Source organism: Rhodoplanes azumiensis (genome assembly GCF_042682915.1).
In the GTDB taxonomy this organism is placed as follows: Bacteria; Pseudomonadota; Alphaproteobacteria; order Rhizobiales; family Xanthobacteraceae; genus Rhodoplanes; species Rhodoplanes azumiensis.
In genome coordinates this window covers 1-1866 of record NZ_JBHUIW010000063.1, presented here as the reverse complement: position 1 = coordinate 1866, position 1866 = coordinate 1, and the positions used below count along the sequence as shown (strand labels likewise).

Here is a 1866-nt window from a genome sequence, read left to right as displayed (position 1 = left end):
AGCTCGCCGCGCAGGCCGAGCAGCTGCAGGCCAGCATCGCCTATTTCCGCACCGACGAGAGCGCCGCGGTGGCGCCGGCGACGGCCGTGCGGCGGCCGGCGGCCGGGCGCTCACCGGTCGGCAAGGCACCGGCCAAGGCCGCCGCCAGCGAGCCCACCGGCCGTCCGGTCGCGGGTGGCGCCAACAAGCTCGTCGACCAGCTGCGCGCCGCCTATGCGGCCCCGGCCAGGGCGGCCGGCAAGCCCGGCTTCCGTCTCGACATGACGTCCGGCGGGCCGGATGCACACGACGTTCAATTCGAGCGGGCGAGCTGACCCATGACGCAGACCAGTGCCGGCGCGACCTTCTACGTCACCATCGGGATCGGCCGCGAGATCTTCGCCGTTCCCGTGTCGATGGTGCTCGAGATCCTGCCGACCCAGCAGGTGTTCCGCATCCCCGATGCACCGGCCCATCTCGACGGCCTGATCGACGTGCGCGGTCGCGCCGTCGCGGTCATCGACCTGCGGACCCGGCTCGGCCTGCCGCGCGTCCCGAGCGACGAGCAGACCCGCATCGTCGTCCTCGACGTGCCGCTGCCCGGCCGCACCCTCGCCATCGGCCTCACCGCCGATCGGGTCTTCGAGGTGGCGTCGCTCGACGACGGGCGGCTCGAGCCGCCGCCCGACATCGGCACGGCGTGGAGCCACGACCACATTCTCGGTGTCGGCCGCCACGGCGGCGGCTTCGTCGCCGTGCTCGACATCGTCCGCCTGTTCACGTCGGACCCGGCCGTCCTCACCGCGCAGCGGGCCGTGCCCGCGGCCCGGGACGACGGCGCGGCGTCGGCCGTGCGAGCGGCCTGACGCTCCCCTCGAGACCCCCTGAAGCACCCCCGAAATATCCTTGCCAGGAATGCCCCGATGCGACTCACGATCAAGCTGAAGCTCGCTCTCGCCTTCGCGACCATCATCGTCTTGTCCGGCGTCACGGCCTGGCTCGGTATCTCCAATCTCGCCTCGCTCGACCTGACGCTGCAGCGACTGGTCGACGGACCGATGCAGCGCCTCCAGCTTTCGCTCGAGATGAATGCCGAGCTTCTCTCGCTCGTGCGGTCCGAGAAGAACCTGGTCACGGCTTCCGGCAAGGAGGAGATCGACCGCTTCGGCGGGGAGGTCACGACCCAGCGCCGCGAACTGATGAGCCGAATCGAGAAGGCCGAGGAGGGGGCGACGGCGCAAGGCAAGCCTCTGTGGATCGCGGCCCGCGCCGCCCTCCAACAGCTCGGCGCCGCCCAGGACAGAATTCAGGAGGCGGTCCGCCAGGGCCATCGCGACGAGGCCGTCGCGATCTCCGCCAGTCAGGCACGCCAGCAGGTCGGCGAGGTGCAGAAGAGCCTGCGCAGCGTCAACGAGATCAATCGCGGCCGCCTCGCCGATGCGAAGGTCAAGGCGGCCGAGCAGTACGAGAGCGCCCGCATGATGCTGCTCGGCCTCGTCGCCTTCGCGCTCGTGACCGCGGTGGGCACCGCCGTGTTCATGGCGCTGTCGATCAGCCGTGGCCTTGCCAAGGCCGGCGCGCTCGCCCAGGCGGTCGCGATCGGCGACCTGAGCCAGGAGATCACCGTCAAGTCGAACGACGAGATCAAGGATCTGGTCGATTCGCTCAATCAGATGACCGGCAACCTCCGCACCAACGCCCAGGTCGCCGACACGATCGCCAACGGCGACCTCACCGTGCGGGTCGAGCGCTTCTCCGACAAGGACACGCTCGGCATCGCGCTGGAGCGCATGGTGGAGAAGCTGCGTCAGGTCGTCGCCGAGGCGCTCGCCGCCGCCGACAACGTCTCGGCCGGCAGCCAGGAGCTGTCGTCGAGCTCGGAGGAGC

At 70.5% G+C, this 1866-nt stretch carries 2 protein-coding genes and 1 pseudogene; all 3 read left to right on the top strand.

Annotated features, from left to right (window positions below; translation table 11 throughout):
* A pseudogene (locus ACFSOX_RS23570) lies at positions 1–314 on the top strand (hypothetical protein); the annotation flags it as partial.
* 3 nt (positions 315–317) lie between these two features.
* The gene (locus ACFSOX_RS23565) at positions 318–845 is read left to right on the top strand and encodes a chemotaxis protein CheW (protein WP_378480257.1); all 528 of its coding nucleotides are present in this window, start codon (positions 318–320) and stop codon (positions 843–845) included.
* Between the two features lie 57 nt (positions 846–902).
* Positions 903–1866 (top strand): HAMP domain-containing protein (locus ACFSOX_RS23560; RefSeq protein WP_378480256.1); only part of this gene is annotated, 964 nt, incomplete at its 3' end.